This window comes from Aurantiacibacter aquimixticola (genome assembly GCF_003605475.1).
GTDB lineage: Bacteria > Pseudomonadota > Alphaproteobacteria > Sphingomonadales > Sphingomonadaceae > Alteraurantiacibacter > Alteraurantiacibacter aquimixticola_B.
In genome coordinates, this window is record NZ_RAHX01000001.1 from 1,588,648 (window position 1) to 1,611,911 (window position 23,264).

Genomic DNA, 23,264 nt, shown 5'->3' on the forward strand with positions numbered 1-23,264 from the left:
GGCGGCCTGATGGCCGAAGATCTCCTTATCCGCTCCGACAGTGCGACCGAAACGAAAGCCGACAAAGGCCGCGCCCTGCCTACCAATCTGGAGGCGGAGGCCGCCTTTCTGGGCGCCGTGCTGATCGACAATCGGGTGCTCGAAGAACTGCCGATCGAACTTGCGCCCAAGCATTTCTACGCCCCGATCCACCAGCGCATTTTCGAGCGTATCCTTGTCGGCGTGGATCGGCAGATGGTCGTGACCCCGGTGACGCTGAAGCCCTTCTTCGAAGCCGACGAAGGCCTCTCCGAATTGGGCGGCACCGCCTATCTCGCGCGGCTGACAGCCGACGGGCAGGGCCTCCTCGCCCCGCGCGAACTGGCGCAGCAAATTTACGATCTGGCACTGCTGCGAGAATTGGTGAGCGTGGGCCGCGAACTGGTCGAAAGCGCGCTCGACACCTCGGAAGAGGTCGAACCGATGCGCCAGATCGAAGGCGCGGAAGCACGGCTGTTCCAGGTCGCCGAAGGGGCGACGAGCGAGAACACCGGCACCCATTTCCGCCAGGCATCTCACGAAGCGATCCGCATGGTCGAGGCGGCGATGAATTCGGGCGGCGGACTGTCTGGCAAGACCTCGGGCCTCGAGGGTATCGACCGAAAGACGAGCGGCCTGCACAATTCGGATCTGATCATCCTCGCCGGGCGGCCGGGCATGGGCAAGAGCTCGCTCGCCATGAATATCGCTTTCAATTGCGCCGAGGAATATCTCAACTTCCAGCGCGATGGCGGCCCGCATTCCTACGGCGCGCCGGCCGCCTTCTTCAGCCTGGAAATGAGCGCGGACCAGCTGGCGACGCGTATCCTTGCCGAACAGGCCGAAGTGTCTTCCGAAGCGCTGCGTTCGGGTAAATTGAACCGTGACGAGTTCCAGAAACTGTCCTTCGCGGCGCAAAAGCTGGCGGACCTGCCGCTCTATATCGACGACACGCCCGCGCTCACCATTTCCGGCCTTCGCACCCGCGCCCGGCGGCTGAAGCGGCGTCACGATATCGGACTGATCGTCGTCGACTATTTGCAGCTGCTGCAAGGATCGGGCCGCGCGAACGACAATCGCGTGAACGAGATTTCGGAGATTTCGCGCGGGCTGAAGACGCTCGCGAAGGAGCTGCAGGTGCCGGTGATCGCGCTTTCCCAGCTCAGCCGCGCGGTCGAGCAACGCGAGGACAAGCGGCCCATGCTATCCGATCTGCGCGAATCGGGCTCGATCGAGCAGGATGCGGACATGGTGTGGTTCATCTTTCGCGCCGAATATTACCACGAGGCGCTGCGCCCCGACATGCCGACCGAGACCAGCTCCGAAGGCGACAAGGAGAAATATCGCGTCTGGGAAGATCGCTTCCTGGAACTGAAAAACCGCGCCACGCTGATCGTCGCCAAGCAACGCCACGGCTCCACCGGCAACGTCCCGCTCCACTTCCAGAGCGAGTTCACCAAATTCACCTCGCCGAATATGAAGGACTATTCGGATTACGGGTTCGAGTGAGGCGTGCGTATTTGGTGTCGGCAGCTTGCGACCCTAATTGCGGAATTTCAAGAACGCCGAGATCATCATCGAAAGCGGGCCAGGGATCAGCATTACCTAATGCATAAACGCTCGATCGAAGAGGGAATAGGCAAAACGTGTTCAGACTTTTGCTCAATCGCATCAAGGCCGTGTTTCGCGATGGCGTACAGATATGGTTATTGGCACCTATCATTCCCGCCTTAGTCGTGTTGCCGGAATTTGCTCAGCATGTTGCAGAAATACAAATCGGAATGTTCGAGAGTCGCGAGGCTGGACGGGCCTTGGCGGAAGATTCGACGCGCTGGGCATTCGGATATGCCAAGCTGACTGGACTACTTCTTGCGCTACTAGCCACTATCCGGTTTTGGGGGGCCGCCAGGAATGACAGCCAGTGGTGGAACCTGGGCTCTGTCGCTTGGAAAAATCTTATAATTGCGGTCGTTTTAATTGCGCTGACGAGCCTGCCCGGCACTTTGTTGGAAGATAGGATCGGCGAGGAAAGGGCCGGATGGATCGATATGGCATTGGCGTTGGCAACGCTGCCACTACTTGTTCTTCTGGTCCGTGGCTTGTCCGGCGACCACGACACGAGTTTGCAGGGCGTGTTCCGTCATGATTGGTTCGCCGCTGTTCGGGTGCTGGCCTTCGCAGCGATGGTTTGGATACCGCTCCAGTATCTACATGGGAAAAACCATGACTGGGCATTCGGCGCGCCGGATGCGCTTGTTTGGCTGCTGATGATATTCGACAGCATCGTCGTGGGGCTTATCGCGACGCTCGCTGGAACCGCGATCCACCACGGTTCCCTTCCATTGCGAGCGCAACCTGTATCCTGAAGGGAGGCGTCGCCAGTGGCGGCTTAGGCGGGAGTCTGACCAAAACCGGCCATTCGGCTTCCCACCCAAGGGGCGACTTCAAGCGCGCAGCCGTCAGCCCCCGCAGCCGATTGGGTAAAGGTCGGAATCTACTTTCCTACACACGCCGTCTTACACCAGCGTGGCGCGCATGAAGCATCGTCCACACTCCCGCTGGCCCGCTTACGCACGCGTGCCACCTTTCCTTCCCGTGCCGCTTCGCGCGCGGCGGGATGGGTGGACGCCCGCGCGGCAGGCGCGCTTCATCGGGATGCTGGCGCAGACGGGATGCGTGGCCGCTGCCGCTCGCGATGTCGGGATGAGCCGGGTGGCGGCCTATCGGTTGCGACGGGCAGCGTCCGAAGGCAGCAGCTTCGCCCGCGCGTGGAACACGGTGCTGGCTGCACGCGATGGGCGTGAGACGCTTAAATGGAAGGTTACACCCGACGAGATGGGCGAATGGGCAATGCTTGGCCCGTTTCATATCACCATGCGGCGCGGGCGCTTTGTCCGAGCACGGCGAAAACCTAACAATACCGCGCTTCTGCGTTGGCTCGCCCAGCTCGATCGCAGCAGCGCGACCGACACGCTGGAGCCGCTGGAGTGGTGATGCGGCGGGTCCACATTTTTGCCGATCCGTGTAACACTCTCGCCGCGTCAGAACCCCAGATTGAGCCGCCGCGAGACGGTGTAGTCGACCACGTTCACGAGGAACCAGCAGGCGCGCCACTTGGCGCGGTTCCACAGCGTCGCCTGCTTCGCATGCTCTTGCCTCGTGATCGGGCAGCAGACTTCGCGGTGATCCTGGATGAAGCCGCGCATTCGCTCGGCAAGCGCGGCATCCTCCACCTGCAACACGATCTCGAGGTTGAGATAGAGGCTGCGCATATCGAAATTGGCGCTGCCCATATAGACGGTGTCATCCAGCACCAGCAGCTTGGTGTGCATCTTGCACGGCATGAATTCGTAGATCTTCGCGCCCGCATCGAGCAGGAAGCGGTAGAGCGAGCGGCTCGCACCGATGGTTGCGCCATTATCGCTCTTGCCCGCCATGATGAGATGCGTTTCGCCCTTCTCGGCAATGCGGGCGATGCGTTGGCGCAGCTTCTTGTTGGGCGAGAAATAGGCCATCATCATGTCCAGCTTCTCGCCCTCCTTCATGTCCTCGACGATGGCCTTTGCCCAGCTAGAAAGGCCCTTGGTCGGGCCGCCGATCAGCAGCCGGACGGGGCCGTCGCCGCTATCCCAGTCCCGCACGCGGCGCGTGATGTCGCGGAACTGTGCGTCCGCATCGCCCGCCCATTCCCTCAGTTCGGCAAACCATTCGGCCAGCTTGCCGACGGTCTCGCCTTCCCAGCGAAAGCCGAGATCGTTCCAGCCATTGTCGGATGGCGGCGCGAAATAGTCGTCCTCGACATTGAACCCGCCCATCATCGCCACGCGGTCATCGGCGATGACGATCTTCTGGTGATTGCGGATGAGCGCGCGGCGGGACCATTTGGCCAGGAAGATGCAGAAGGTGCCGCCAGCTGCCTTGAGGTCGGCCATGAACTCGTCGTCCACCGTCGCGCCGAAGCCGTCGACGATCAGCGTGACGTCGACGCCGCGCTTCGCCGCGCGCACCAGCGCATCGCGCACCTGTTCGCCGATGCTGTCAGGCGCGAAGACGTAATAAGCGACCTTGAGAGTGCGCTCCGCCTCGTCGATCAGTTCGATAAGGGCATCGCGCCGGTCCTTGCCGGCGGGAAAGAAGGTGAAGCTGTGGCCCTGTGCTTCGGCGGTGAATGGGGCGGGGTCGGCCCAATCGGGAAGGGCGTCGGGATCGCAACTGGTGTAATGCTCCGCCATCGGGCAGTCCTAGCACGTCCGGCGGCGCGGAAAACCTTGACGTGCGCGGCGTACACGACTATCAGCGGCGCTTTCCGACACCACCAGAATATCGGAGTGCCCATGGCGCGCGTTACCGTCGAAGATTGCGTCGACAAAGTCCCCAACCGTTTCGACCTTGTCCTGCTGGCCGCCCAGCGCGCGCGGGAGATTTCCGGCGGTGCCGAGATCACGCTCGATCGCGACCGGGACAAGAACCCCGTCGTCGCCCTGCGAGAGATTGCGGAAACTTCGGTCAAGCCGAAGCACTTGGCAGAATCGCTGGTGCAGTCGCTGCAGACCATCCTTCCGGATGAAGAGGACGAAGCGGACGAAGTCGGTTCGCTGAGCCAGTCGGCCGAAGCCATGCGCCTGTCGGCCGCCGCGCCAACGCGCTCGACCTCGATCGGGGCCGACTACGAAGGCTAAGCACGAGCATTCACCGCTTCGAAGGGCCGCGCCGAAAGGTGCGGCCCTTCGCGTTTCTAGCGCTTGCGAAAAGGCAGCAGCAGGCTGAAGCCAAGGCTCGCTGTCCGATCGTCCTGCCATTCGACGAGGCCGATGGTGATGCCGCTCTGCCCATCCTGCGACTCGGCGCGATAGGTGCCGAACAGCTTGTCCCAGCCGGACAGCACGGTGCCGTAATTGCTGTTCGTCTCCCGCTCGCGCGACGAGTGGTGGATGCGGTGCATGTCCGGTGTAACGATCAGCTTGCGCGCCACCCGGTCAAGCCCCGCGGGCAGCGAGAGGTTGGCGTGCGTCCACAGGGTGAAGAGCGCAAAGCCGACCTCGAACACAAAGACCGCCTGCATCGGCGCGCCGAGCGCCAGCACGATACCGCATTTCCAGACCATCGAGGCAAGGATCTCAATCGGGTGGAACCGCGCCGCCGTCGTCACATCGAAATCGCGATCGGTGTGGTGAACACGGTGCAGCCGCCAGAGCAGCGGCACGCGATGCGTCGCCCAGTGCTGGAGATACAGCGCGAGATCGAGCACGAGCAGCGTCACGCTGAAGGCGAGCCAGCCGGGAACGCTCAAGACATTGGACAGGCCCCAGCCTTCTTGCGCTGCAAATACCGCGGTGCCGACCATCGCAATGGGCAGAAGGAAACGGACGGCCAGCGTGTCGATGGCAAATAGCGCAAGGTTGGTCGTCCAGCGGGTGAGCGGCGACTGCGTCCTTCGGCGGAATGGTAGCAATAGCTCCAATCCGGCAATCATCAGGAAGCCGCCTGCCATGAAGGCGAGACCCGCCAGCGCCATATCCGTGCTCGTTTGCATGGGATGCAATTTGGAGACGCGGCGAGACTGGCACAAGGCAGACCCTCAATTGCCACATCTCGCTTGGCGCCTATACTGCGCGTGAAGGAAAGGGGACACGGCGCGGATGAGCGACTTATTCGACGGCATCGGCACGGCGAGTGAAGGCGGCCTGTTCGCCCGCGCGCTGGAACCCGATTCGGGGGCAAAGCGACCACATCCCGACCAACCCGATGCGTGTAGAAATTGCGGGACGGAACTGACCGGCGCTTACTGCCAAGCCTGCGGACAAAGAGGTCATCTGCACCGTACGATCGGCGCATTCGTGCACGAATTGCTGCATGGCGCGTTGCATTTCGAAGGGAAGTTCTGGCGCACGCTTCCGATGCTCGTTTTCAGGCCGGGCAAGCTGACGCGGCGCTATATCGACGGGGAACGGGCGCGCTTCGTTTCGCCAATGGCGCTCTTCCTCTTCACCGTCTTTCTGATGTTCGCGATCTTCCAGATGCTCGGCATAACGGCGCCGGCCGATCTGGACCGATCAGGTGTCGATACGGCCCGGACAGCGGCTGTAGAGGCATTGGCCGAAGCTCGCACGGAGCGCGACGCTCTTGCGCAAGAAGGGTCGTCGGAAGCAGCAGAAAATCTCGACGATCGCATCGACAAGCTCAATGACGCTATCCGTCAGATCGACGAAGGTGAGAATTATGCCTTCACAGGGAAAGGCGGCAACACGTTCAGCCAGCAGATCAACCTGACCGGTATCGATTTCATCGATCGCGGTATCGTCAAGAAGTGGCGCACCAACCCCAGCCTCATGCTCTACAAGCTGCAGGCGAACGGGTACAAATTCAGCTGGTTGCTGATACCGATCTCGATACCGTTCGTCTGGCTTCTCTTCGCCTGGAAACGGCGCTTCAAAGCTTACGATCACGCGATTTTCGTTACCTATTCGATCAGCTTCGTCACGCTTATGTTCATCGTCACATCGGCGCTCGTGATCATTGGACCGGTTGGAGCCGTGATCGCGGGCTTCCTACCCTTGGTCGTGCCGGTCCACCTCTATAAACAGCTTCGCCACGCATATGGATTGTCGCGCTTTTCGGCATTCTGGCGATTGATGGTGCTGAGCGTCTTTATCTGGATCGTCGTGATCCTGTTCCTGCAGGTCCTGCTGATGCTGGGAGCGTTTTAACCGCCGCGACCAGTCTTGTCCTGCAATGCGTCGATACGCTTGGACGCCTCCGCCTTCGTCAACGACGTGTCATAGGCATCGGGTTGGCCGGCCTCTTCGCTCAGCGTCTTGAGGTAGCTCGCCTGCGCGCCGGTCATGCGCTCATCGCCAGTGGTCCAGTTTTCGGGATCCTTTTCGGCATTGGAGACCGGATCGGACTTGGGGGTGTCACTCGGCTTCGGGGCTGTCATGGTTCAAACTCCTTTGCCCGATCAACGGCAGAGTTCTTGCTATGTTCCCATCCGATGAGCGTCATTCCTCGCGAGAGAGATCGTCGCCAGTGATCGGCGCGGGGCCGGGCTCTTCGTTATCGCCCGCTTCCAGCCTTTCGCTCAATTCGCCCGCGCCTTCACTGATCTCGCGCGTCGCATCGATCGCACCTTCCTCGATTTCTTCACCGATCACTTCAGCATTGGCGGCGGTGTCGCGAACCGCGCCTTCGGCGGCAGCTTCGGCGCGCTCTTCGGTCTCTTGCGAGCAGGCCGCGAGAGCAAGCAAAGCGGCGGCGGAAAGGACGGTGTTGCGAATCGACATGTGAACACTCCTGATGGCGGTCGCGACTACAACGCGCCACCCGCCCGGCGGTGCCCGCAAACGGAAGGGGCGGCGCATCGCTGCGCCGCCCCCACGTAGATCGAAGCTGTTCAAGCGCGGCTATGCGCCCTGCGGTGCCTCGTTGTCGCCGCCGAAGCGCCGCCCCGCTTTGGGCACGGCAGAACCATGCGACGGTGCCACCGGGATCGGTCCGCTTGGCGCATCGGGCCGGTCGAGCTTGCCGTCCTTCATAAGCTGGTTGATCTCTTCACCAGTCAGCGTCTCGTATTCCAGCATCGCCTGGGCCAGCAGGTGCAGCTTGTCCTCCTGGTCGGTCAGGATGTCGTTGGCGCGCTTCAGCCCTTCTTCGACCAACCGCTTGATTTCGGCATCGATGAGCTTGTTGGTATCGGCGCCCGACATCGTGCGCTGCGTTGCACCCATGCCGAGATAACCCTCCTGGCTCTGCTCGTACATCAGCGGACCAAGCTTGTCGGACATGCCCCACTTGGTGACCATGTTCTTGGCAAGGTCGGTGGCGTACTGGATGTCGCCCGACGCACCGCTCGACACCTTGTCATGGCCGAAGATGATTTCCTCCGCCACGCGGCCACCCATCGCCACGGCAAGGTTCGCGTGCATTTTGTCGCGGTGGTATGAGTAGTTGTCGCGCTCGGGCAGACGCATCACCATGCCCAGCGCGCGGCCGCGTGGGATGATGGTGGCCTTGTGAATCGGGTCGGACGCCGGCTCGTTCAGCGAGACCAGCGCATGGCCCGCCTCGTGATAGGCGGTCATCTTCTTCTCGTCCTCGGTCATCACCATGGACTTGCGCTCGGTGCCCATCATCACCTTGTCCTTGGCGTCCTCGAATTCCTGCATGGCGACGAGGCGCTTATTGCGACGCGCGGCGAGCAGGGCTGCCTCGTTGACGAGGTTCGCAAGATCCGCACCGGAGAAGCCGGGCGTGCCGCGCGCGATGGTGCGCGGATTCACGTCGGGCGCCAGCGGCACCTTCTTCATGTGCACGGCAAGGATCTTCTCGCGGCCGTCGATATCGGGGATCGGCACCACGACCTGGCGGTCGAAACGGCCTGGGCGCAGCAATGCGGGATCGAGCACGTCGGGGCGGTTGGTCGCGGCGATGATGATGATGCCTTCATTGGCCTCGAAACCGTCCATTTCGACCAGCAGCTGGTTCAGCGTCTGCTCGCGTTCGTCATTGGAATTTCCGATGCCATTGCCGCGATGGCGACCCACGGCGTCGATTTCGTCGATGAAAACGATACAGGGCGCGTTCTTCTTGGCCTGTTCGAACATGTCGCGCACGCGGCTCGCGCCGACGCCGACGAACATCTCGACGAAGTCGGAGCCCGAAATGGTGAAGAAGGGCACGCGGGCTTCGCCGGCGATGGCGCGGGCGAGCAGCGTCTTACCGGTTCCGGGCGAGCCGACCAGCAGCGCGCCCTTGGGAATCTGGCCACCGAGCTTGGAGAAGCGTTGCGGATCCTTCAGGAACTCGACGATTTCCTGCAATTCCTCGCGCGCTTCATCGATACCGGCCACGTCCTCGAACGTGACGCGGCCCTGCTTTTCGGTAAGCAGCTTGGCCTTGGACTTGCCGAAGCCCATCGCACCGCCTGCGCCGCCGCCCTTCTGAACCTGGCGCAGCGCGAAGAAGGCGATGCCGAGGATGAGGAGGAAAGGCAGCGTCTGGATCAGGATCATCAGCAGAACATTGCCGCCCTCGGCCGGTTCGCCCGTGTAGTCGACGCCCGCTGCGTCCAGCTGTTCGAACAGGCGATCGTCGCCCTCGACGCGCTGGACGGAGAAGCGCTCTCCATTGCCGAGCGTGCCCGTTATGACGTCTGGAGAGATCGCCGCCTGTTCCACCGCGCCCGATTCGACGCGCTCCTTGAAGTCGGAATAGGCGATGGTCGTACCCGGCGCTTCGCGGCTGCCGCCGAACATCGAAACGGCCAGCAGCAGAGCGAGGAAGATGCCGCCCCAGACAAACAGGCTCTTCATCCAGGGATTTGGCTGTTCTTCGGGCTCGCGATTGTCACTCATGTGGAAGGGTGTCCTTTCACCAAGCAATGTAGGCGCGAGGCGGTGAATGGCAAGATAACGGCGATACCCCTTTTGGTGCGGGATGCGGATTGGGGGGTGTGACAAGTGTGACAGTGTTCAAGAGAGGAAAAACGGAGCCGCCATTCGTGGGCGAGAAGTGGCGAAAATCCGGGGCTGTCGATCTTTCCAGTCATCGCGAAAGCTCTGCCGATCCCAAGGCTCTGTAGGACAGCGGAAAGCGCGGTGGCGTCAAGCTCCCCAATCACATTGACAAGGTCGCTTGACACACGCGCGAATCCTGTCTAGGTTCCTTTACATCACTTCAAGGGAGCTTGACATGAGCGATATTCAAAAAGCGCTTCTCTGGGCCTCGGCAATGATCGTCCTGGCACTGGCCGTTGCTGCCGGTCTCGTGAGCGAGAGCACAGCCACGCCGTTCTTCTACACCATCCCCGCGCTCGCCGTGGCGACATCGTCGCGCACGCGCTCCTGCGGGATTTTCGCACGGAGGAAGACATGACCGTCACCACGCAAAGTAAGGCGAAGCCCGGTCTGTGGATCGGCCTCTTCTTCGCTAATGCCGCCGTCATCACGGTGCTGCATATCACCGATGCGATCAACGCTCCGACCTTCTGGATCGTCTTCGCGCTCAACTTCGTGCTGCTGATCCCGATCGTCAAATCGGGCAAACAATTGCAGGAACAAAAGGGCGCGATGACGCAAGCGATGCGCGATTACAATCGCCGCTTTCTAATCTGCAGCGCCATCTACTCGGTGCTGATGCTGGGAAGCGCTGGCATCGCGAACCGCATTGCAGACGGCTCTGCGCTTATGTGGGGTCTTGCACTCCTGCCCATGCTCCCGGCGTTCGGCATGATCTGGACGATGATGCGCTACCTGCGCGAAGAGACAGACGAATATCAGCGGTACAAGGCCGTTCGTGCCTCGATGGTCGGGCTCGGTTTCGTGCTGGTGCTCGGAACAGGCTGGGGCTTTCTCGAGACATTCGGTCTCGTCCCGCACATCTGGGCATGGTGGGTATTTCCAGCCTGGGCCATCGGCCTCGCCTTCGGCATGATCGGCGCCGGTAAAGGAGAAGCATGATGACCGCCCTCAGCAAACGCGCGACTGCCGCAACGCGTCGTTATTTCTGGCGCATAGCCGCCGCGATGGCCCTCTATCTCGGCTCGCTCTACGCCTGCGAAATTCTGATCGAGGATAACGGCCTCGCCGGGCCGGCTGCCTGTGCCCTCGCCGCCCTGCCCGGCCTCGCCTTCGCCGCCGTGCCGTGGATCTTTACCCGGCTGATCGTGGAGGAGACGGACGAGTTTTTCCGCATGCTCTATGTCCGCCAGCTGCTCGTGGCGAGCGGCCTGACGCTGACCGCAGCGGCCGTTTGGGGCTTCCTCGAAACCTACCTTCCGGTGCCGCATATCGCCGCCTTTTGGTGGCCGACGCTGTGGTGCTTTGGCTTGGGCGTGGGTGCAGTCTACAACAAGGTGACGATGGGCGTGGCGGGAGAGTGCAGGTGAACAATCGCCTCCGCGTGCTTCGCGCAGAGCGGCAATGGAGCCAGCAGGACCTTGCGGACCGTCTGGAAGTCAGCCGCCAGAGCGTGAACGCCATCGAAACGGGCAAGTACGATCCCTCGCTCCCGCTCGCTTTCAAGATCGCCGACGTGTTCGAACTGGCGATCGAGGAGATTTTTCTTCGCGACGTGGCCGAACAGGCCGCCGAGTAGACCCTACAGGATATCCGACATGATATGCACTTATCGAACGGCGCGCTTCGCCGTGCTCTCCACGCTCGCCCTGCTTCTGGGCCTCGCAATCCTTCTCACACCGCGATCCGCCAGCGCGCAGGAGGCTTTCGAACCGGCGCGCTTCTCGGTCGAGGTGACGGGCGAAGGACCGGATGCGATCTTCATCCCGGGCCTCTCGACCAGCCGCGAGGTCTGGCGCGACGCGGTGGCGGACCTCGAAGGCTACCGCGTGCATCTGGTGCAGGTGCGCGGCTTCGGAGAGGATGCGGGTATGAACGCCCAGGGAGAAGTGCTCGTGCCGCTGGTTGCGGAGCTTGCCCGCTACATCGAGGCCGAACAGATGGAAGCGCCCGCCATTATCGGCCACTCGGTCGGCGGGCTCACCGCGATGACGCTGGCGGCAAAGCACCCTGACCTGCCGGGTCGGGTGATGATCGTCGATGCCTTGCCCTGGATCGCGCATATCTTCGTGCCGCCGGGCACCGAGCCTCAGATGGACGCCATGCTCGCGCGCGGCGAGATGATGCGAAGGATGATGGCAGGCGGCTGGACGGGCCAACGCGGCCCCGGCGCGCCGGAACAGATGCTCCGCACGCAGATCGCCGACCCGGCCAGCATGCCGCGCCTGCTCGAGATTACCGACGGCGTCGATACGCGGGTGAGCGGTCAGCTTATTTACGACGCACTGACAGCGGATATGCGCGAAAACATCGCCTCAATCACCGCGCCCGTCACCGTAATGGTGCCGGTGCGACCCGATTTCCTGCCCGCTGCAACCGTCGAACGCTTCTACCGCGCACAATATGCAGCGTTGCCGGACGCAGACTTCGTCACCATCGCGCATGCGGGCCACTTCGTGATGCTCGACCAGCCCGACGAATTTCGTGATGCGCTGGCGGTGTTTCTGGCCGACTAGAAAAGCGTCTGGCGGATCGGCACTTGCAGCCCGGCCTGCTCGGCAATCATGCCGATCCACTGCGCGACCTGTTCGCATTCCTGATCGAACGCGGCGGAGGGTTTGGCGTTCTCCGCCGCTTGGCCGAATTTGCCACCGAGTTTGGCATGTTTTGCAAAGATCGGTCCGTCAACGACCCTCCCAATCGCATTCGTTTCGTGTTCGAGACCGGCGAGATCGAGAAGGGCTTCCAGCGTTTTTGCCCGCTCGACATCGAAGCGATCACCGTCCAGCGTTCGAAAACGCTCTCCCTCGCGGCTGCCCGCCAGCCCGGCGAACATTCGTTGCGAAAGGAACCAGGCGAGGCCCGCGGCCTGCAGGTCCGTCATCGCGAATTGCTCGCGCGCATCCATGCCGAGGTCCATTCCAGCATAGGACATGACCTCGAGATAAAGCTGGCGCCCCCAGCGCCGCCCCATCAGCGCGCGCTTGTCGACCGAGCGCAGGAATGCGGGAAGGCGGTTCGTCATCAGCACCGCCTTTGCGTGCGGACATGCCGCGAGCAGCGCCGGGATCAGCATATTGGCGTGGTTCGTCGGCTTGACGAAGACCGCGTCCGCATCCGGCCACGGACGCGACAGCAGGTCGCAGACCGGCTTCACCAGAGCGCGGCCGGCCTCGCCCGTACCGGCAAGCTGCGTGAGGATGCGCGGCTCCGCCATGCCGACGCTTACGCTATCGATATTGAGTGCGCGCACCAGCAAGGTGGACCGGCAGAAGGCCGTGTGAAAGATGAAATGGAGTGCGCCCGTATCGACGGTCATCCCGCGCACGGCATCAAGCGCGAGCCACGCTTCGCCCTGCGCTTCCTCTGTCGTCAGGTCGCCCAGAAAGCCTGTCGCGCTCAACCTTTCGCGCGTGATGCGCAGGAATTGCATCCGCCCGCCTGGCAGGTCGAGCGCGTGGGGCAGCCAGTGCGGATCGGCGGCGATGATGGCGGCGTCGGTCATGCAGTGCGAAGCCCTAGCGGCTGATGCGCGGGGTGGAAATGCCGGTGCCTTTGTGCAAATCGCATTCGCCGAGCGGAATCGCGTTCTGCGATTGCCGGAAGAAGGGTGCGCAATGCTTCTGCCAATACGGGCGGTCGAGAAGGTCTGGGGCCGCGACACGATGCCAGCGCCTTTCGTGGCGCCCGAAGGAAAGCGGATCGGCGAAATCTGGTTCGAGCCGCCCGAGGCGTTGCCCGAGCTGCTTGTAAAATATCTCTTCACGAGCGGAAAACTGTCCGTTCAGTGCCATCCCGATGACGACCAGGCAGAGGCCGCCGGGCTGGGCCGTGCAGGCAAGGAAGAATGCTGGCTGGTGCTCGATGCCGAGCCGGGCGCGACCCTCGGCATCGGGTTCCGTGACAATGTGTCGGCCGAAGCGATGCGCGCCGCAGCCCTGGACGGGTCGATAGAGGACATGTTGGCGTGGCATGAGGTGCAGGCCGGGGACTTTTTCTACATTCCTGCCGGAACCGTCCACGCCATCGGGCCGGGCTGCGCAATCGTCGAAGTGCAGCAGAATTCCGACATCACCTATCGCCTCTACGATTATGGACGCGCGCGCGAACTTCACCTCGATGACGGCATAGCCGTAGCGCGCGGCGCGCCGCATCCGCCCGGGCATCGCAGCGCGATACCGGCAAGCGGACATGCGAGCCTTGTCGATGGGCCGCATTTCACGCTCGACCTGGTGGACGGCGTGGCCGACGACGCGCTGCTCTACGCCTATTCGCGCCCCTTGCTGGTGCTGCCCCTGTCGGGCGAAGTTCTAGTTGAGGGCGAAGTGGTGAAACCGGGCCAATGCGCGCTTAGCGCCGATCTCGCAGGCGCGACTTTCGCCCCCGAAGGCAAGGCACTGGTGACGGCGCCGGTCAGCTAGCGCCTCACATCACCCCGAAGGCCAGCATGGCGTCGGCGACCTTTTTAAACCCGGCGATATTCGCGCCTTTCACATAATCGACGTGGTCGTTCTCGGTGTCGCCGTGCTCCACGCATTTGTCGTGGATGTCTTCCATCAGATTGGCGAGCATGTCTTCCAGCTTTTCGCGTTGCCAGCTGATGCGCTCCGAATTCTGGCTCATCTCCAGGCCCGACACCGCGACGCCGCCCGCATTGGCGGCCTTGCCCGGCGCCAGCGTCACCTTGGCCTCGCGCAGCACCTCGACCGCCTCCGCCGTGGTCGGCATGTTCGCACCCTCGACCACCGCCAGCACGTCGTTCTCGACCAGCTGCTTTGCCTCGTCCTTGCCGATCTCGTTCTGCGTCGCGCAGGGCATGGCGATATCGGCATCGACGCCCCACGGCTCGCCGTCCTCATGAAACTCGACGCCTGAGTATTCCTCCGCATATTCGCTGATGCGCCCGCGCTTTTGGATCTTGAGCGTCTTGATCCAGTCGAGCTTTTCCTCGTCGATGCCGTCGGGATCGTGAACGAAACCGTCGCTGTCCGACAGGGTGAGCACTTTCGCGCCGAGATCGATCAGCTTTTCCGCCGCGTGCAGGGCGACATTGCCCGCGCCAGAAATGATAACGCTCTTGCCCTCGATCCCCTCATTCTTGCGCTTCAGCACATGCTCGAGAAAATGCACCGCGCCGTAGCCGGTCGCCTCCACCCGCATGGGGGAGCCGCCATATTCATTCGCCTTGCCCGTCAGCACGCCTTCCCAGCGATTGGTGAGCCGCTTGTACTGGCCGAAGAGATATCCGATTTCCCGGCTGCCGACGCCGATATCGCCGGCGGGGACATCAACATTCGGGCCGATATGGCGGTAAAGCTCCGTCATGAAGCTCTGGCAGAAGCGCATCACTTCGCGGTCGGACTTGCCGTGCGGGTTGAAATTCGATCCGCCCTTCCCCCCGCCAAGCGGCAGACCGGTAAGCGAGTTCTTGAACGTCTGCTCGAAAGCGAGAAACTTGAGCACGCTTTCGGTCACGCTGGGATGAAAGCGCAGGCCGCCCTTGTACGGGCCGATCGCATTGTTGTTCTGCACGCGCCAGCCGCGCTCGACGCGGATATTGTGATCGTCATCCTCCCAGCACACGCGGAAGGAAATGATCTGGTCGGGCTCGGCAATCCGGCGCAGGATTTCGGCCTCGTGATATTCGCGCTTGTCCTGGATCCAGCTGAAAATGTCCTGCGACACCTCCCGCACCGCCTGCACGAATTCGTCCTGACCGGGATTGCGCTTCTCGACCCCTTCCATGAAGGTATCGAAGTCGGGACACTTTGCGGACATTTGCGGCTTCCTTCGCCTTGTTGCGGGTCAAGACAAAGGCGGCTGACGGGCCGAAAGGTTCCGGGTCAGTATTCGGTAATGATGGCAGAGAAGTCGCGCGATCCGCTGCCCGCCGCATCGAACGCCTCGTAAAGTTCCTTGGCCTTGGTGCCGATGCGGGTGTCGACGCCTGCCGTCTCCGCCGCCTCCATCGCCAGCTTCAGGTCCTTCAGCATTAGCGCCGTGGCGAAGCCTCCCCTGTAGTCATTGTCCGCCGGTGATTTTGGTCCGACGCCCGGCACGGGGCAGTAGGATGTCATGGACCAGCACTGGCCGGAACTGACGCTGGAAATGTCGTAGAATGTTTGCGGATCGAGGCCGAGCTTTTCGGCCATGGCGAAGGCCTCGGCGGTCCCGATCATCTGCACGGCGAGCAGCATGTTGTTGCAGATCTTGGCCGCCTGGCCATTGCCCGCATCGCCTGCGTGAATCACCGCCTTGCCCATCGCGCTCAGCACCGGCTCGGACGCTTTGAACCCCTCCTTGGTGCCGCCAACCATGAAGGTGAGAGTGCCGCCCTCCGCCGCCGCAATGCCGCCGGACACCGGCGCATCGACCATCGCATAGCCCTTTGCAGCCGCTGCTTCCGACACTTCGCGCGCGGTGGCGACGTCGATGGTCGAGCAATCGATAAGCACCGCGCCTTCGGGTGCATGGCCGATCACGCTGCCGGTATAAACCGATTTCACGATGCCGCCATTGGGCAACATGGAGACGACCGCATCGACGCCGTCGCAGGCTTCGCTTGCATCGGTGAATGTCGTGCACCCCTTCGCTTCGGCTGCGGTGAGCGCATCGGCGGACAGGTCGAATGCGTGCACTGCGTGCCCCGCTTTCACAAGGTTCGCGGCCATTCCGCCGCCCATATTGCCAAGGCCGATAAATGCGATCTTCATGTCTCTCTCCTTGCCGCCCCGCCTCTCATTTCAAGCGAAACTATGCAAGCGCCAGCACGCCGGTGAGCACGTGGCGGACGAGGTCGACCTGCCCGCGCGCACCTGTCTTCGCGTAGATCTTCTTGCTGTAGTTTCGCGCTGTCTCGATGGTCAGGCCGTGCTCCTCTGCCGCTTCGGCAATGGACAGGCCCTGCGCCATCGACCAGGCGAGCCGCGCTTCGCTGGGCGTCAGGTCGAAAAGGTCCACCAGCTGCTCGGCGCGCGTTTCGCTGGAGGAGCGGTCGCCGCGAATATAGACCACCGCTACCGCATCCGTGCCGCCCGCGAGCGCTTCCAGCCGCAGCGGCGCGACGAGGATGTCGATCCACGGATCGTGGCTCAGATTGATCGCCCGGGGCCGCGCGCGCGGATCGGTGGCGAAGGATCGGACGAGAGCGGTCAGCTGGCGGTCGACCGCTGGGTCGCTCGGCGTCAGTCTGTCGTAGTGGCCGCGCCGGAGCGTCGATGACTGGCTCAGCATCCGTCCCGCCTGCGGATCGTGATCGACAATGCGGCTCTTCGCATCGAGGCTGATCCAGCCGAAATTGATGCGCGCAAAGGCCTCGGCGCTCACTTCCGAACGCGCGCGCTCGCGCTCCATTGTCTCAAGCACGCGCAGCGCGACTTTGAAATGCGGGGCGAGCGCGCTGAGCAGGCTGGCGATGTCGGCACCGAAAGAGTTATCAGCCGTCAGGATGATGGTCGCCTGCAGGCCATCGCCGGTCGCGACGCGCATGGCCCGTAAGCTCGACGCTCCGATCTCCAATTCGTCGCCGGAATAAACCCGCCCCTCGCGAAGGTCTTCGGTGATCGCAGGTGGCGCACGGCCCGAACCAAACTGCACAGCCTCGCCCTCGCCACTGCGGATCAGCATGGTCGCACCACTCGCGCCTGCAACCTGTCGCAACCGCGCGAGAAAGGTCTGCCACATCGGTTGCTCGAACACGCCATCGTGCAGCGGCACGAGCAATTCCGTTTCGCCAAGATTGGGAACGCGCATGCAGGCTCCTAACACCTCCCATATGGGAGGTCCATACGATGTCGGTGCACCCTATCTGCCTGCGCCATGACAGCTCCGCTCACCCATCTTCAACGCCTCGAAGCCGAGGCTATCCACATCATGCGCGAAGTCGTCGCCGAGGCGGAAAAGCCGGTGATGATGTATTCGATCGGCAAGGATTCCGCGGTGATGCTGCATCTGGCGAAGAAGGCGTTCTATCCGTCGCCCCCGCCCTTCCCCCTGCTGCATGTTGATACGACCTGGAAGTTCAAGGCAATGTACGAGCTGCGCGAACGCAGCGCGGAGGAAGCGGGGATAGAGCTTATCGTCCATCGCAATCCCGAAGCCGAGGAGCGCGGCATCAATCCCTTCGATCACGGCCCGCTGCATACCGATATGTGGAAGACCGAAGGGCTGAAGCAGGCGCTGAGCCAGCACGGCTTCGACGCGGCCTTCGGCGGCGCGCGCCGCGACGAGGAAAAGAGCCGCGCGAAAGAGCGTATTTTCTCCTTCCGCACGGCCAGCCATGGTTGGGATCCGAAGAACCAGCGGCCCGAGCTGTGGAATCTCTACAATGCGAAGAAGCGCAAGGGCGAAAGCATTCGCGTCTTCCCGATCTCCAACTGGACCGAGCTCGATGTGTGGCAATACATCCAGCTCGAGAATATCGAGATCGTGCCGCTCTACTTCAGCGCGCCGCGCCCGACCTTCGGATATGAAGGCGGCCTGTTCATGGCCGACGATATCGAGCGGCTCGAGCGGGTGATGGGCCATCGCCCCGAAATCACCGAGCGGTCTGTGCGCTTCCGCACGCTAGGCTGCTTCCCGCTGACCGGCGCGGTGGAGAGCACAGCCTCGACCCTCTCCGAAGTCATCCAGGAAACGCTGCTCACCACCACCAGCGAACGACAGGGCCGCGTGATCGACAAGGATGCGGGTGGTGCCGGAATGGAGAAGAAGAAGCAGGAGGGCTATTTCTGATGGCCACGCAGGACACCTCCTACGAAACCGATGCCCTCATCGCCGAGGATATCGACGCTTATCTCGACACGCACCAGCACAAGACGATGCTGCGCTTCATCACCTGCGGCAGCGTGGATGACGGCAAGTCGACGCTGATCGGGAGGCTGCTTTACGACAGCAAGATGATCTTCGAGGACCAGCTCGACGCGCTCAGCGCGGACAGCAAGACGGTCGGCACAAAGGGCCAGGAGATCGACTTCGCTCTGCTGGTGGATGGTCTTGCGGCGGAACGCGAGCAGGGCATCACCATCGATGTCGCCTACCGCTTCTTCAACACCGAAAAGCGCAAGTTCATCGTCGCCGATTGCCCGGGACACGAGCAGTATACGCGCAACATGGTGACCGGCGCGAGCACGGCGGATCTCGCCGTCATCCTCGTCGACGCGCGCAAGGGCGTGCTCGTCCAAACGCGGCGGCACAGCTATCTGTGCCACCAGCTCGGCATCCGCAACATCGTGCTGGCGGTGAACAAGATGGACCTTGTCGATTACGATCGGCAGGTCTTCGACGATATCGTCGCCGACTACACGGCATTCGCGCGCGAGATCGGCATTCAACACTTCACCGCCCTCCCGATCAGCGGCTTCAAGGGCGACAATATCACGACCGCCCCTTCCGAAAATACGCCTTGGTATGACGGGCCGAGCCTGGTCGACCATCTCGAAAGCGTCGAGGTGCTGTCCGAAGTCGCGGCGGAAAAACCGTTCCGCATGCCGGTGCAATGGGTCAATCGCCCCGATCTCGATTTTCGCGGCTTTTCCGGCCTCATCGCCAATGGCAAAATTGCGCCGGGCGATCCCGTGCGCGCGCTGCCCTCCGGAAAGACGAGCACGGTAAAGAGCATCGTCACCTATGATGGCGAGCTGGATGAAGCCATTGCGGGGCAGTCGGTCACCATCACGCTTGCCGACGAAATCGACTGTTCGCGCGGCGATGTGCTGTGCGTCGCGGACGACCCGCCGGAAACCGCCGACCAGTTCGAGGCGACGCTGGTGTGGATGGCGGACGAGGATCTCAGCGTCGGGCGCGCCTATTGGCTCAAGCTCGGCACACAGACCGTGTCGGCCACCGTGCAGCAGCCAAAATACCGCGTCGACGTCAATACGATGGACCACTTGGCGGCCAAATCGCTCGGCTTGAACGATATCGGCGTGGCCGAAGTCTATTCGGACAAGCCGCTGGTGTTCGAGCCTTACGAAAAAAGCCGTTCGCTCGGCGGGTTCATCCTGATCGACAAGATCACCAACGCCACCGTCGCCGCGGGCATGCTCAACTTCTCGCTGCGCCGCAGCCAGAACGTGCATTGGCAGGCGACCGACATCACCCGCCAGCATCATGCGGACATGAAGAACCAGACACCGCGCGTGCTGTGGTTCACCGGGCTGTCGGGCAGCGGCAAGTCGACCATTGCCAATGAAGTGGAGAAAAAGCTGGCGCTGATGAACCGCCACACCTTCCTCCTCGACGGCGACAATGTCCGCCACGGGCTGAACAAGGATCTCGGCTTTACCGAGGCCGACCGGATCGAGAATATCCGGCGTATCGGCGAAGTCGCCAGACTGATGACCGATGCCGGGCTGATCGTGCTGACCGCTTTCATCAGCCCGTTCCGCGCGGAAAGGCAGATGGTGCGGGACATGCTGACCGATCACGAATTCGTCGAGATCTTCGTCGACACGCCATTGGAAGTCGCAGAAAGGCGCGACGTGAAGGGCCTTTACAAGAAGGCGCGGTCGGGCAAGCTCAAGAACTTTACCGGGATCGACAGCCCTTACGAAGCGCCGCAGAAGCCTGAAATCACCGTGAACACGGTCGAGATGACGCCCGAACAGGCGGCCAGCTATATCATCGACCAGATCCTCCCGCTGAAATGAGCACCATGACAGACGCACAACTTGCCGCCCATCTGGCCGAGCATGCGGGCCGTATCCTGATCGCCGTGCGAGAGGCCGGGGTGTTCGAGGGCAAGGCGCTCGGCAAGGCGGGCGACCGCACCGCCAACGCTTTCCTCATGGAAGCCCTGCGCGCGCAGCGGCCGGACGATGCCATCCTCTGCGAAGAGGAAAAGGACAGCGATTATCGCATCGGCGAAGAGCGCGTGTGGATCGTCGATCCGGTCGATGGAACGCACGAATATGGCGAGGCGCGCAGCGATTGGGCGGTGCATGTCGCCCTCAGCATCGACGGTCGCCCGGAAATCGGCGCGGTTGCCCTTCCCAGCCTCGGCGAAGTGCTGCGGAGCGACGAGCCACGCGATCTGCCCGGCGCGCCGGAGACGCTGCGCATGGTCGTCAGCCGAACCCGTCCCGCCGCCGAAGCGGTCGCGGTGGCGGAAGTACTGGGCGCCGATCTGGTCCCGATGGGAAGCGCCGGGGCGAAGGCCATGGCGATCATCCGCGGCGAAGCCGACATCTATCTGCATTCGGGCGGCCAGTTCGAATGGGACAGCTGCGCCCCCGCCGCGGTCGCCGCTGCGCATGGCCTGCATATCAGCCGCATCGACGGCAACCCGCTCGTCTATAATCAGACGGACACATACATGCCGGACCTGCTGATTTGCCGGAAGGAGCATGCGCAGGCCGTGTTCGAGGCGCTGGCGGCACGCGGATAACGCGCTAGCCGGTAGAGCCGCGCTCCAGGAAAGTCGGCATCAGGCCCTCGCTCGCTCCGCGCTCCTCGCCGGACGGTTTTGCCTGTTCGAGCACGCGCTCGATCGCCAGTTGCGCCATCCGCTCGATCGGCCAGCGCAGCGTGCTGATCTGCGGAAAGACATGCCGCGATGTCGGCGAATCGTCGAAGCCTAAAAGCGCCACCTGCTGCGGGATGGCGATGCCCGCCCCGCGGATCTCGTGCTGCAGCCCTGCGGCCATTTCGTCATTGCAGCAGAAGAGCGTGATGCGCTCGAATTCGCGCGATGCGAGCTCCCTGCCGGCATTGCGTCCGCTTTCGAATGTGTATTCGCCGGTAAAATCGAATTCCGGATCGAGCAACAAGCCGGATGCTTCCAGTGCTTCGAGAAAACCCGTGACGCGCTCATGAGCCGACCGGAAGCCTTCCGGACCACGCACCAGCCCCCAATGCGTGTGCCCGCGCTCGATGAGCGTGCTTACGGCGGAGCGGACAGCTTCCCGATCCCGCGTCCACACCACATTGGGCGACGCCGCAAGGCGCGCGGAACCGACGCGAACGCAGGCGACCCCTGCGCGCTCGCAAACATCGGCAAGCTCCTGCATTTCCGAAATCGGCGGCAGGAACACGACCGCCGACGGGCGATGGCGCGCTATGAAGCTCTGCACATACAAAGCCAGATCGGGCGAAGCGCGATCGACATGATCGACCGCCATCGCAAAATCGGTGTCGCGCAAGCTGGCGAGCATTCCACGCTGAAAATTCATCACTGTCTGCGGGTTCGGGTTGTCATGGATCAGAGCGATGAGCAGATTGCGCCCCAGCGCGAGGCCGCGCGCCGCGCTGCTTGGAATGAAGCCAAGCTCGTCGATCACCGCCTCGATCGTCTCGCGCGTGCTCTGCTTGACCGAGGGTTCCTTGTTCAGCACGCGGCTGACCGTCTTCTTCGAAAAGCCCGATCGCCTGGCAATATCGTTTATGCTGTAGCCCAAGTCCCAAACCCGCCTGCTGCGCGCAAAATCGTGTTCCCTATCACGCGCGCGAATGCAAGCGGTCAGCTCGACCGGTCATCGAACGCCTTTTCGGAAGATGGTGCCCCATTGTTGGTGAAGATGGGAATACGGATGAGTGGGAAATCTCCCTGCCGCGGCCCTAGCTGGCTATTTGATTTGGAGGCTCAATAGTGAAGGTATTGGTTGTCGCGCCGCTTACGCACCTTGCGGGCCATGTAGACAACAGAAGCAGAATTAGTTGGCCGTTTCGGCACAAGCGATGTCAGCGATCTCCGACATTATGGAAGGCCGCGCGAACGGTTCGTAATTATGACGTCGGTAATAACCCGTATAGTAGTCGCTTCCTATCTGCCTACCATTTTCGTCGTGCAGGCGGATTGCTCCGCGCATGAAGGTTTGCTCGTCGCACAGAATATGCCAGCGCATCGTCGTTCGATGCGACCCGCTCTCGTCGACTACCGCGTGCTCAGTCCGAGTCCAGATCTCTTTCGCTCCTATCGGATTTGTCGAATTCCAGCCATCATATCCATGAGGGCTGATAATAACGAAGTGCCGATCCCCGTCCTCATCTTCGTATATCAACTCTAATTCGGGTTCAGGAGCCACAAAGGCGAGTAGCGCAATCAGACCAAGCCTAAAGTACATCAAAAACTCTTTTTCTTTTTTTAATTTGCGAGGCTGTCGATACCGGCCGCCCTAAATCCATCACGCGCATCGCCTTTAGAGCGAATTTGAATCTATACTGTCTTTTTAGTCGAGATCTGAGGCGGCGCTTCAGCTGGAGGTGCTGTTTCCAAAACAAAAACGTCTTCGACGCTACAGTCGGAATAGACCCACTCATTCCAGTTTTCCCTTAACCAAGCAACATTCACATACCCAATACTACCTTCCTTGCCAATTTCTGATCTCTTTGGAAGTGAGACAGCATTTAAGCCAGCCTTATATCCAGATATTACGATTAAGCTCATCCCCAAATCAGCATCATAATTTTCACAAACCATAAAATCGACAAATTCTTCATAGGGCAAACTCGCCTTCAGACGGATTACAGCGCCCCGATGTAGAGTAGAATGATCGGATAGATCGGTAAGTCTTTTCCATGCATGATTATACATTGCATTATGCACTGATCTATCGATCATACTATCCAGTTCTTAAATTGTGGCCGCCAGAACGGTCTGCGGGCTGTGTTTGCACGCCATCGATATTGTACTCACCTTGGTGAATACCGTCGCTGTTGGTTTTCTCAAATCGACCATCAAGTTGATGGTTAGTGATGGTTTCTAGCGGTTTTCAGTGAGAAACCTATACCACGAAA

At 61.7% G+C, this 23,264-nt stretch carries 26 protein-coding genes; 14 read left to right on the plus strand and 12 right to left on the minus strand.

Annotated elements, in window-relative coordinates; translation table 11 throughout:
* The first annotated feature begins 9 nt into the window (after positions 1-9).
* From D6201_RS07925 to D6201_RS07935, 3 genes are all read left to right on the plus strand, one after another.
* Positions 10-1,527: a replicative DNA helicase gene (locus tag D6201_RS07925; RefSeq protein ID WP_120049290.1), complete on the plus strand. Its 1,518-nt coding sequence runs from the start codon at positions 10-12 to the stop codon at positions 1,525-1,527.
* Positions 1,528-1,664: 137 nt separating this feature from the next.
* Entirely contained in the window at positions 1,665-2,384 is a 720-nt protein-coding gene (locus D6201_RS07930) for a hypothetical protein (protein WP_120048301.1), read from the plus strand.
* 169 nt (positions 2,385-2,553) lie between these two features.
* Positions 2,554-3,012, plus strand: coding sequence for a hypothetical protein (locus tag D6201_RS07935; protein ID WP_133303973.1), 459 nt, complete (start codon positions 2,554-2,556; stop codon positions 3,010-3,012).
* 47 nt (positions 3,013-3,059) lie between these two features.
* Here the strand turns inward: D6201_RS07935 and D6201_RS07940 are convergent, their stop codons facing one another.
* Complete coding sequence (locus tag D6201_RS07940) at positions 3,060-4,250, minus strand: phospholipase D-like domain-containing protein (protein WP_120048303.1); 1,191 nt, start codon at positions 4,248-4,250, stop codon at positions 3,060-3,062.
* A 102-nt stretch (positions 4,251-4,352) separates the two neighbouring features.
* On the opposite strand from D6201_RS07940, the gene rpoZ reads away from it, so the two are divergent.
* Entirely contained in the window at positions 4,353-4,697 is a 345-nt protein-coding gene (gene rpoZ / locus D6201_RS07945; protein ID WP_120048304.1) for a DNA-directed RNA polymerase subunit omega, read from the plus strand.
* A gap of 56 nt (positions 4,698-4,753) precedes the next feature.
* Here rpoZ and D6201_RS07950 read toward each other — a convergent pair whose 3' ends face one another.
* A complete protein-coding gene (locus tag D6201_RS07950; protein WP_120048305.1) occupies positions 4,754-5,551 on the minus strand; it encodes a sterol desaturase family protein in 798 nt (265 codons plus the stop codon).
* Positions 5,552-5,657: 106 nt separating this feature from the next.
* Here D6201_RS07950 and D6201_RS07955 point away from each other — a divergent pair, with 106 nt between their 5' ends.
* Positions 5,658-6,725, plus strand: a complete 1,068-nt coding sequence (locus tag D6201_RS07955) for a DUF3667 domain-containing protein (protein WP_120048306.1) — start codon at positions 5,658-5,660, stop codon at positions 6,723-6,725.
* Here the strand turns inward: D6201_RS07955 and D6201_RS07960 are convergent.
* From D6201_RS07960 to ftsH, 3 genes are all read right to left on the minus strand, one after another.
* A complete protein-coding gene (locus tag D6201_RS07960) occupies positions 6,722-6,955 on the minus strand; it encodes a DUF3072 domain-containing protein (RefSeq protein WP_120048307.1) in 234 nt (77 codons plus the stop codon). The genes D6201_RS07955 and D6201_RS07960 overlap by 4 nt on opposite strands.
* 61 nt (positions 6,956-7,016) lie before the next feature.
* Entirely contained in the window at positions 7,017-7,298 is a 282-nt protein-coding gene (locus tag D6201_RS07965; protein ID WP_242447481.1) for a hypothetical protein, read from the minus strand.
* 120 nt (positions 7,299-7,418) lie between these two features.
* Positions 7,419-9,368, minus strand: coding sequence for an ATP-dependent zinc metalloprotease FtsH (gene ftsH, locus D6201_RS07970; RefSeq protein WP_120048308.1), 1,950 nt, complete (start codon positions 9,366-9,368; stop codon positions 7,419-7,421).
* A gap of 337 nt (positions 9,369-9,705) precedes the next feature.
* On the opposite strand from ftsH, the gene D6201_RS07975 reads away from it, so the two are divergent.
* Genes D6201_RS07975 through D6201_RS07995 form a run of 5 tightly spaced genes read left to right on the plus strand, consistent with a single transcriptional unit; the run spans position 9,706 to position 12,046 of the window.
* Positions 9,706-9,888 carry a hypothetical protein gene (locus D6201_RS07975; RefSeq protein ID WP_133303974.1) on the plus strand — a complete coding sequence of 61 codons (183 nt, stop codon included), beginning with the start codon at positions 9,706-9,708 and terminating at the stop codon, positions 9,886-9,888.
* Positions 9,885-10,472 carry a hypothetical protein gene (locus tag D6201_RS07980; RefSeq protein WP_120048310.1) on the plus strand — a complete coding sequence of 196 codons (588 nt, stop codon included), beginning with the start codon at positions 9,885-9,887 and terminating at the stop codon, positions 10,470-10,472. Before D6201_RS07975 ends, D6201_RS07980 begins: the two co-directional genes overlap by 4 nt.
* On the plus strand, positions 10,469-10,900 hold the full coding sequence (locus D6201_RS07985; protein WP_120048311.1) for a hypothetical protein: 432 nt from the start codon (positions 10,469-10,471) through the stop codon (positions 10,898-10,900). The genes D6201_RS07980 and D6201_RS07985 overlap by 4 nt, the downstream gene beginning before the upstream one ends.
* Positions 10,897-11,109 (plus strand): helix-turn-helix transcriptional regulator, encoded by a 213-nt coding sequence (locus D6201_RS07990; protein WP_120049292.1) that lies wholly within the window; start codon positions 10,897-10,899, stop codon positions 11,107-11,109. Before D6201_RS07985 ends, D6201_RS07990 begins: the two co-directional genes overlap by 4 nt.
* A gap of 19 nt (positions 11,110-11,128) precedes the next feature.
* Positions 11,129-12,046 carry an alpha/beta fold hydrolase gene (locus tag D6201_RS07995; RefSeq protein ID WP_120048312.1) on the plus strand — a complete coding sequence of 306 codons (918 nt, stop codon included), beginning with the start codon at positions 11,129-11,131 and terminating at the stop codon, positions 12,044-12,046.
* On the opposite strand, the gene D6201_RS08000 is transcribed toward D6201_RS07995, so the two are convergent.
* Positions 12,043-13,035: a hypothetical protein gene (locus D6201_RS08000; RefSeq protein WP_120048313.1), complete on the minus strand. Its 993-nt coding sequence runs from the start codon at positions 13,033-13,035 to the stop codon at positions 12,043-12,045. The genes D6201_RS07995 and D6201_RS08000 overlap by 4 nt on opposite strands.
* A gap of 112 nt (positions 13,036-13,147) precedes the next feature.
* Between D6201_RS08000 and D6201_RS08005 the strand changes: the two genes are divergently transcribed.
* On the plus strand, positions 13,148-13,951 hold the full coding sequence (locus tag D6201_RS08005; protein WP_120049293.1) for a class I mannose-6-phosphate isomerase: 804 nt from the start codon (positions 13,148-13,150) through the stop codon (positions 13,949-13,951).
* Positions 13,952-13,955: 4 nt separating this feature from the next.
* On the opposite strand, the gene gdhA is transcribed toward D6201_RS08005, so the two are convergent.
* The 3 genes from gdhA to D6201_RS08020 all read right to left on the minus strand — a co-directional run bounded on the left by gdhA (position 13,956) and on the right by D6201_RS08020 (position 17,282).
* Positions 13,956-15,308 (minus strand): NADP-specific glutamate dehydrogenase, encoded by a 1,353-nt coding sequence (gene gdhA, locus D6201_RS08010; protein ID WP_242447482.1) that lies wholly within the window; start codon positions 15,306-15,308, stop codon positions 13,956-13,958.
* 65 nt (positions 15,309-15,373) lie between these two features.
* Positions 15,374-16,243, minus strand: coding sequence for a 3-hydroxyisobutyrate dehydrogenase (gene mmsB, locus D6201_RS08015; RefSeq protein ID WP_120048314.1), 870 nt, complete (start codon positions 16,241-16,243; stop codon positions 15,374-15,376).
* 40 nt (positions 16,244-16,283) lie between these two features.
* Positions 16,284-17,282 (minus strand): helix-turn-helix transcriptional regulator, encoded by a 999-nt coding sequence (locus D6201_RS08020; RefSeq protein ID WP_120048315.1) that lies wholly within the window; start codon positions 17,280-17,282, stop codon positions 16,284-16,286.
* A gap of 66 nt (positions 17,283-17,348) precedes the next feature.
* On the opposite strand from D6201_RS08020, the gene cysD reads away from it, so the two are divergent.
* Genes cysD through D6201_RS08035 form a run of 3 tightly spaced genes read left to right on the plus strand, consistent with a single transcriptional unit; the run spans position 17,349 to position 20,916 of the window.
* Positions 17,349-18,263: a sulfate adenylyltransferase subunit CysD gene (cysD, locus tag D6201_RS08025; RefSeq protein WP_120048316.1), complete on the plus strand. Its 915-nt coding sequence runs from the start codon at positions 17,349-17,351 to the stop codon at positions 18,261-18,263.
* Positions 18,263-20,179: a sulfate adenylyltransferase subunit CysN gene (gene cysN / locus D6201_RS08030; protein ID WP_120048317.1), complete on the plus strand. Its 1,917-nt coding sequence runs from the start codon at positions 18,263-18,265 to the stop codon at positions 20,177-20,179. The genes cysD and cysN overlap by 1 nt, the downstream gene beginning before the upstream one ends.
* 5 nt (positions 20,180-20,184) lie before the next feature.
* Entirely contained in the window at positions 20,185-20,916 is a 732-nt protein-coding gene (locus D6201_RS08035; RefSeq protein ID WP_120049295.1) for a 3'(2'),5'-bisphosphate nucleotidase CysQ, read from the plus strand.
* Between the two features lie 4 nt (positions 20,917-20,920).
* On the opposite strand, the gene D6201_RS08040 is transcribed toward D6201_RS08035, so the two are convergent.
* The 3 genes from D6201_RS08040 to imm45 all read right to left on the minus strand — a co-directional run bounded on the left by D6201_RS08040 (position 20,921) and on the right by imm45 (position 23,088).
* Complete coding sequence (locus D6201_RS08040; RefSeq protein WP_120048318.1) at positions 20,921-21,925, minus strand: LacI family DNA-binding transcriptional regulator; 1,005 nt, start codon at positions 21,923-21,925, stop codon at positions 20,921-20,923.
* 255 nt (positions 21,926-22,180) lie between these two features.
* Positions 22,181-22,591, minus strand: coding sequence for a hypothetical protein (locus D6201_RS08045; RefSeq protein ID WP_120048319.1), 411 nt, complete (start codon positions 22,589-22,591; stop codon positions 22,181-22,183).
* Positions 22,592-22,683: 92 nt separating this feature from the next.
* Entirely contained in the window at positions 22,684-23,088 is a 405-nt protein-coding gene (gene imm45 / locus D6201_RS08050; protein WP_120048320.1) for an Imm45 family immunity protein, read from the minus strand.
* Between the last annotated feature and the right edge of the window lie 176 nt (positions 23,089-23,264).